Below are 7,173 nucleotides of genomic sequence, written 5' to 3' on the forward strand. Positions count from 1 at the left end.
CCAGGCTAGATGGCAGCCGCGGCAGCCGTCTTGGACGAAAACGACAGCGGGTCCGCACCGCCGAAGCTGGCTCGTCGTCAGCCTGTCTGTGCCCGAGGTGTTAATCAGAGCCAGATGGACTGGTGCCCAGCATCAGCCGTTGGCCGGGTAGGCGTGCGTCTCGGCGGCCTTCACCGCCACCCACACGCGCTGGCCGGGGATCAGCCGCAACTGGGCGACGGCGGCCGGCGTGACGTCGGCGGCCACCTCGATCGGCCCGTCCACCTGCACGCGCAGATTGTCGCCGTGCCGTTGGACACCGGCCACCGTCCCCGCCCAGGTGTTGCGCGGGCTGCCCTCCGGTCGGCTCGAGTGCAGGGCCACCGCCGCCGGCCGGAACGCCACGAACGCCTCGCCGTCCAGCCGGTCCGCGACGGCGAGGGTCAGCTCCGGCGCGACCCGTACCCCGAGACCGTCGGCCCTGCCCCGGAAGAGGTTCAGCCCCACCAGCCTGGCGACGTAGTCGGTGCGCGGACGGGCGGTCACGCTCGGCCCGTCACCCTCCTGGACCACCCGTCCGCCCTCGACGATGACCAGCCGGTCCGCCAAGGCGAGGGCGTCCAGCGGGTCGTGGGTGACCAGCAGCGTCGCGCCCGGGTGCGCGGACAGGTGGCGGTGCAGCTCGGCGCGGGTGTCCAGCCGGGTGCGCGCGTCCAGGGCCGCGAGCGGCTCGTCCAACAGCAACAGCGACGGCGCGAGCGCCAACGCGCGCGCCAGTGCTACCCGTTGTGCCTGGCCACCGGAGAGCTGCCGAGGGCGACGGTGCACCTGGCCGTCGAGCCCCACCCGGTCGAGCCAGTCACGGGCCGTGGCCCGGGCCGCCCTCCGGTCGACGCCGTGCCGACGCGGGCCGAAAGCCACGTTGTCCAGTGCGCTCAGGTGCGGAAAGAGCAGGTAGTCCTGGAAGACCACACCGATCGACCGGCGTTCGGTGGGCACCCAACCCCGCGTCGCCGGACGGTCCAGGTCGACGCCGTCGAGCGTGACGTGGCCGTCGGTGAGGGGGTGCAGCCCGGCCAGGGCACGTAGCGCGGTGGTCTTGCCGGCACCGTTCGGGCCGAGCAGCGCGACGACCTCGCCGGGCGCGACCCGCAACGGCACGTCGAGTCGGAACGTACCCCGGTCGACGACGAGCCGGGCGTCGAGCAGCGGGCCGGTCATGCGCTGGTCATCCAGCGGTCGCGCAGCGCGACCAGGATGCCGACCGACACGACGAGCAGCACCAGGCTGAGCACGATCGCGGACTCCAGGTCGGTCTCCAACGCCAGGTAGACGGCGAGTGGCATGGTCTGCGTCCGGCCGGGATAGTTGCCGGCGAAGGTGATGGTGGCGCCGAACTCGCCGAGCGCCCGCGCCCAGCAGAGCACCGCGCCGGCGGCCAGCCCGGGCGCCACCAGCGGCAGCGTCACATGGGTGAAGGTGGTCCACCGGCTGGCGCCCAGCGTCGCGGCGGCCTCCTCGAACCGGTGGTCGGCAGCACGGAGGGCCCCCTCGACGGCGATGACCAGGAACGGCATGGCCACGAACGACTCGGCGAGCACGACACCCGTGGTGGTGAAGGGCAGGGTGATGCCGAAGGTGGCGTCGAGCCAACCGCCGAGCAGTCCACGCCGACCGAAGACCAGCAACAGCGCCACCCCACCGACCACCGGCGGCAGTACCAGCGGCACGGTGACCAGCGCGCGTACCAGTCGGCGGCCGGGGAAGTCGACCCGGGCCAGCATCCAGGCGAGGGGCACCCCGAGCACCAGACAGAGAACGGTGGCCAGGGTCGCGGTCTGCACCGACAGCCGCAGAGCGGTCAGCGCGCCCGGCTCGGTGAGCCGCCCCGGCAGGGTCGTCCACGGGGCCCGGATCACCAGCCCGGCCAACGGCAGGACGAGGAAGAGCAGCCCCAACCCGGCGGGGATCAGCAGCGCCGCCGGCACCCGCCCCCGCCGCCGGGACCTGGCGTGATCGAAGGGCCGGATCATGGAGCCTGGAAGCCCGCCTCGACGAGGACCGCCTGCGCCGCCGCCGAGCGGACGTACGCGACGAAGGCCCTCGCGGCGGTCGGATTCGGTGCGTCCTTCAGCGCGACGATCAGATAGTCGTTGACCGCCCGCGCCGACTCGGGGAACTCCACACCGGTCACGTCGGCGCTCGCCGCCAGCGCGTCGGTGCGGTAGACCAGGGCCGCGTCGACCTCACCGAGCTTCACCTTGGCGAGCGCGCCCTTGACGTCCCGTTCAAGAGTGGCCGGCGTCAGCGTGATGCCGGCCGAGTCCAGGGCGGTGCGCGCCGCCGCGCCGCAGGGCACCTGCGTGGCGCACAGTGCCACCTTCACACCAGGCTTGCCGAGGTCGGCCAGCCCCTTGACCCCCTCCGGGTTGCCCCGGGGCACCGCGATGACCAACTGGTTGCGGGCGAAGATGCTCGGCGTGCCATCGGCGTTGCCGGCCTCGCTGACGGTGGACATGTTCGCTGGGGCGGCCGAGGCGAACACGTCGGCCGGCGCGCCCTGGTTGATCTGGTTGGCCAGGGCGGAACTGCCGGCGACGTTGAGGGTCACAGTGCTGCCCGGGTTGGCGGCCTCGAAGTCCTTCCCGATCCGGGTGAACGACTCGGTCAGCGAGGCGGCCGCGAACACCGTCACCGCGCCGACGCCCCGACCGTCCGCGGCACCGCCGGAGGCCCGGCCACCGTCCGCGCCGCAGCCGGCGACAGCCAGTGCCACCAGGACGGCTGCCACCCGCCTCATCGCCCGCGCGTTCATCCGCCAGCCCTTCCCCTGGTCGGGGTGGGTGCGGCCCGCTCCACCACCACGGTGGTCGATTTGATCACCGCGACGGCCACCGAACCGACGCGCAGGTCGAGCTCGTCGACCGCCTCCCGGCTCATCAGCGACACGACGCGAAAGGGGCCGGCCTGGATGTCGACCTGGGCCATCACGGTGTCCTTACGGACGTCGACGACGATGCCGCGGAGCCGGTTGCGGGCGGAGGAGAACTCCGCACCCGCATCCGGGTCGGCGGCCTGAGCGCGGGCGAACGCGGCCAGGTCGACACCGTCGATCACCCTGTGGCCGTGCTCGTCACGCCCGGCCGTCAGCCGCCCGGCGTCCACCCAGCGGCGGATGGTGTCGGAGCTGACACCGAGCAGGTCGGCCGCCTCGCCGATCCGGAAGGTCGTCACCGGCTGACCTTATCGCTCGCACCTGCAAGCACGAAAGCCCGGAACGGCCCGCATTCACATAAGGAAGTGGGTGCCAGGGCCAGCAATTGCGCCCCGCAGGCCATGTTTTCGGGGCGCTCACCAAGATCGCGCTACATCCAGGATGTAGTGGTGTCGGTGCGGCGGCGAGGCCCCTACTTCCTGGTTCGAGCACGATCTTGGCGGGGCGCGAGGCGCGGGGCGCGAGGCGCGAGGCGCGGGGCGCGAGGCGCGGGGCGCCCGCCCAAGGTCTGCGCAGTTTCGGGGATAGTGCTGCCTCGGGGCGAGTGGGGGCAGCGCTATCCCTGTTGTTGCGCGGATCGTGGGCGGGCGTCCGGTCAGCAGTTGCGCAGCTCGGGGGACTGGTTGAGGAGCTGGCCACGGGTCGATACGAAGCGCCGGTAGCGCTCCCCGTCGACGGCCGACGGCCGGAACGCGGCGACGCGGTGGCAGTTCTGGAAGGCGAGGCGTACACCGAAGTGTCGTTCCAGGCCGGCGCGGATCGCGTCGCTCGCCAGCGCCCGGAGCAGTTGCCCCCGGTCGGCGTCGCTGGGCGGCGGGACGACGTTGTCGGCCAGTTCGGCGTCGCCCGACTCAAGCTCGGCCACCACCCGGCTCACGGTGGCCCAGGCGTACGGGAGCGAGTCGCGGACGCAGGCGATGAACGCCTCGTCGTCGACGGGGCCGCGTTCGGCGGCGTCGAGCAGGGCGGGCGGGACGGTGAGTGACATGGTTCTCCTCCGTATCGCTAACGAATACCGTTTCCAATAACGGCACGGATTGAGCAGACCACGTCGCCGGACGCACGTCAACGAGGGTGCCGGCGCGCCGCGCCGCCACCCCTTCGAAAACCTCGTCAAGCCCAGCCGCCACCCGCGCGAGAACCGCGCTCCGAGACTCGGGCCGCTCCGATAGGCGGACCGTCAGCAACGCCGCCCGCCGACAACGCCGCCCCAGCTCAGACCCGGCGGGGGTGGCCCTTGAGGTGTCGGCCCAGTTCGCGGGCGATCTCCCGGTTGGCGTCCCGCTCGGCCAACGTCTGCCGCTTGTCGTAGGAGCGCTTGCCCTTCGCCAGGGCCAGTTCGACCTTGGCGTAGCCGTTCTCGAAGTACATGGACAGCGGGACCATGGTCACCCCGCCCTCGCGGACCTTGTCGAGGATCCGGTCGATTTCGGCGCGGTGCAGCAGCAGCTTGCGGTTGCGGCGGGGTGCGTGGTTGGTCCAGGTGCCGTAGGTGTACTCGGCGATGTGCAGGCCGTACAGCACGATCTCGCCGTCTCGTTCGTGCGCGAACGCGTCCACCAGCGAGGCCCGTCCCTCGCGTAGCGACTTCACCTCGGTCCCGACCAGCACGATGCCCGCCTCGTACGTGCGCAGCACCTCGTACTCGTGCCGGGCTTTCTTGTTCGAGGCGATCAGCCGACGTTCGGGCTGCTTGGACGGAGTCACCCCGCGACGATATCCGGCCGCCGGAGCTGTGGCGTCGGTCGGCTCAGTCGCGCGCGAGGGGGGCGGGGCGCAGCCGCGCGATGAGGTCCCGCTCAGCCTCGGTGAAGTCGTCCTGCGACTCGCACGGCCAGTGCCCGAGGATCGGGGGCGGCACGCTGTCGCTGGGGGCGGGCACCACGTCCGCCGGGTCGACCAGTCGGCGATCCACGGTCGCCGCCGGCCCGGTCAGTTTCTCCGCCCGCCCGGGCCGGTGGGAGGCGAAGATCCAGCCGCCGATCGGGTCGGTGTCGCGCCACAGGTTGAGCCACCGCCAACCGACGCGCTCGCCGATCTCCCGCAACGCCGGGTCGTCGGTGTACGCCGGGAACAGCCGTGAGTACAACCGTCCCAGTGGGGACCCGTAGGTCAGCAGGGCGACCCGGTCGGTGATCCGGGTGGGTAGCTGTAGCACGGTCGCGGCGAGCAGCACCGAACCGTGGCTGTGCCCGGCGAGCAGCACCCCGTGCCCCTGCTCCACCAGGTAGCTGACCCGTTTGGCCAGCTCCGGTACGGCCCGCTCGGCGTAGCAGGGCGGGGCGAAGGGGTGCGCGGCCCGGGGCCAGAAGGTGCCCAGGTCCCACAGCACGCCCACGTACCGCCGGAACCCGGCCGTCCGGTAGGCGAAGATGCCGCCGATCACCAGCCCGAGCACGACCGCCGCGATGAGGTAGCTGCCGAATCCGATCAGGAAGTCGACCATGCTCTCGGGTATTCCGACGTAGCGCTGCGCCTCGTCGCCGGGGAGCAGTTGGAGCAGGCCGAGCACGCTGGTGGACAGGCCGAGAGCCGCCAGGCCGGCGTACACCACCGAGAGTGGTTCGAGCCGTTCGGTGAAGCGCGCCCGAGCGACCGCCTGCTCGACGCGGCGCAGCCGGCTCGCCGCCGACGGCGGGGCGTCCGGGAAGTCGGCGGCCACGATCGCCCGCGCGGCCCGCCGCCGCCCGGGTCTGGTCAGCCGGGTGACCAGGCCGGCGATCAGCAGGGCGGTCACCACCGCGAGGAAAAACCCGAAGATCGCCCATTTGTACGCCAGGGGAGGGCTGGTTTCCAGGCTGTCCGCCGTCGTCCCGTTGCGGTCGAGCAGGTCCGCGCCCCGGTAGACCAGTTCGGCGGAGAAGGCCACCGCCAGTTCGGCGGCGATCGTGATGAAGACCGGGGCTCCCAACGCGCGCAGCGGTGCCCTTCGCTGCCCACCACCGCGCCGCCAGAGCACCAGCGCGGCGAGGGCGACCACCAGCACGGTCTGACTGACGAACACCCAGGCGACGATGGCGCTGTAGCCGGGCAGTACGCCGCCCTGCGGCCACGGTGCCGGGCTGATGGCGATGTGAACGATCACCAGGATGGTCAGGCCGCAGGCGAGTGTGCGCAGGGTGCGGGAGAGGGTGTCGACGCGGGGTGACGGATCCGGTCGATCGATGCTCGGCACGATCGTGACCATGACCAGGCAGGTCAGCAGCACCGCCCCGGTGGCCGTCAGGAGTATCGCCATGGTCCACGAGGAGTGCTGGCTGGCCCGCGCGGCCAGCAGACTGCCGTCCAGCGTGGCGAACGCTGCCGCGACGTGGACCGAGCGCAGTCGACCCACCAGTGGGGCGCCGTCCCACTGGCCGACCGCGCTCAACCGGTGCTTCGAGACGGGCGTGGAGGGGGTCCGGAACGCGTCGAACGAGTGGCTCGGGCGGGAGCCCAGCCGCCAGACGAGCCCGATGGCGGCGACCGGAACCAACGCCAGGAGAGCGAGGCGCAGCCCGGTTGGTCGCCCGCCGAGCCAGGACAACCAGCTCCGGCCGGCCAGGCACGCCGGGGTGCCCATGCAGCGCCAGGCGATGAGGTCGAGCGCCACGCCGACGATGGAGAGTACGTAGAGCATGGTGAGCGTGAGGGCGAGCACCCGGCACAGCGCCATGAAACCGCTCTTCGAAGCGGTGTTCGCCGGGCGCATCCACAGCGCCACGTTGCAGAGCATGAACGGCAGCAGGAACACCAGTGACAGCGTCCGGACGGCCGTGCCGGAGGGCAGGTCACTCCAGCGGTACGCCTCCAGCGCCACCCCGTCGGTCCCGGTCGAGTCCGGGTAGCCGGGACGCGGTCGGTAGAACCCGCCGCTGCGGTCTCCGGCGACCTGGTGCACGTGCGGTCGGTCCAACACCTGGTCCGCCCCCGCGCCGGAGACGCCGTGCACCCGCAGCTCCACGATCGAACCCGACGTCGCCGGTCGGGTCGGTGTCGCGTCCGCCATGGGCCCCCCGAAGTGTGCGCGGCAACCGGGCGGATGGCCGGGGTGCGGCCCGCGCGGCTCCCCGGCTTACCCGTCCCGAGCCCGGTCAACCGTGCGGTGGACCTCACGCCCCGGTGCGGCGGACCCGCGGCAGGTGGTTTCATGGCGCCATGGCTAACCCGGTGATCCTGACCGTCGACGACCGTCGGCGCGCTGGTCGGCGACCACATCT

General features: G+C 72.2%; 7 protein-coding genes. All 7 read right to left on the reverse strand.

Annotation, left to right across the window (positions count from 1 at the left end; genetic code table 11):
* Positions 1 to 132: 132 nt before the first annotated feature.
* The 7 genes from ACWCO3_RS07065 to ACWCO3_RS07095 all read right to left on the reverse strand — a co-directional run bounded on the left by ACWCO3_RS07065 (position 133) and on the right by ACWCO3_RS07095 (position 6,962).
* Entirely contained in the window at positions 133 to 1,200 is a 1,068-nt protein-coding gene (locus ACWCO3_RS07065) for an ABC transporter ATP-binding protein (RefSeq protein ID WP_450008928.1), read from the reverse strand.
* Positions 1,197 to 2,012, reverse strand: a complete 816-nt coding sequence (locus ACWCO3_RS07070; protein WP_358163946.1) for an ABC transporter permease — start codon at positions 2,010 to 2,012, stop codon at positions 1,197 to 1,199. The genes ACWCO3_RS07065 and ACWCO3_RS07070 overlap by 4 nt, the downstream gene beginning before the upstream one ends.
* Positions 2,009 to 2,779: a molybdate ABC transporter substrate-binding protein gene (gene modA / locus ACWCO3_RS07075; RefSeq protein WP_435826053.1), complete on the reverse strand. Its 771-nt coding sequence runs from the start codon at positions 2,777 to 2,779 to the stop codon at positions 2,009 to 2,011. Before modA ends, ACWCO3_RS07070 begins: the two co-directional genes overlap by 4 nt.
* 11 nt (positions 2,780 to 2,790) lie before the next feature.
* Positions 2,791 to 3,213, reverse strand: coding sequence for a TOBE domain-containing protein (locus ACWCO3_RS07080; protein WP_358163942.1), 423 nt, complete (start codon positions 3,211 to 3,213; stop codon positions 2,791 to 2,793).
* A gap of 356 nt (positions 3,214 to 3,569) precedes the next feature.
* The gene (locus ACWCO3_RS07085; protein ID WP_145781169.1) at positions 3,570 to 3,962 is read right to left on the reverse strand and encodes an SCO5389 family protein; all 393 of its coding nucleotides are present in this window, start codon (positions 3,960 to 3,962) and stop codon (positions 3,570 to 3,572) included.
* A gap of 227 nt (positions 3,963 to 4,189) precedes the next feature.
* Positions 4,190 to 4,681: an SsrA-binding protein SmpB gene (smpB, locus tag ACWCO3_RS07090; protein ID WP_145781171.1), complete on the reverse strand. Its 492-nt coding sequence runs from the start codon at positions 4,679 to 4,681 to the stop codon at positions 4,190 to 4,192.
* Between the two features lie 43 nt (positions 4,682 to 4,724).
* A complete protein-coding gene (locus tag ACWCO3_RS07095; RefSeq protein ID WP_450008931.1) occupies positions 4,725 to 6,962 on the reverse strand; it encodes a hypothetical protein in 2,238 nt (745 codons plus the stop codon).
* Positions 6,963 to 7,173: the final 211 nt, after the last annotated feature.

The organism is Micromonospora sp. NPDC002411, from assembly GCF_053592955.1.

Excerpts from the sequence above, each read along its gene's own strand:
- ACWCO3_RS07065 (WP_450008928.1), bottom strand. The coding sequence starts at position 1,200 with ATGACCGGCCCGCTGCTCGACGCCCGGCTCGTCGTCGACCGGGGTACG.
- ACWCO3_RS07095 (WP_450008931.1), bottom strand. The coding sequence starts at position 6,962 with ATGGCGGACGCGACACCGACCCGACCGGCGACGTCGGGTTCGATCGTG.
- modA (WP_435826053.1), bottom strand. The coding sequence starts at position 2,779 with ATGAGGCGGGTGGCAGCCGTCCTGGTGGCACTGGCTGTCGCCGGCTGC.
- ACWCO3_RS07085 (WP_145781169.1), bottom strand. The coding sequence starts at position 3,962 with ATGTCACTCACCGTCCCGCCCGCCCTGCTCGACGCCGCCGAACGCGGC.
- ACWCO3_RS07070 (WP_358163946.1), bottom strand. The coding sequence starts at position 2,012 with ATGATCCGGCCCTTCGATCACGCCAGGTCCCGGCGGCGGGGGCGGGTG.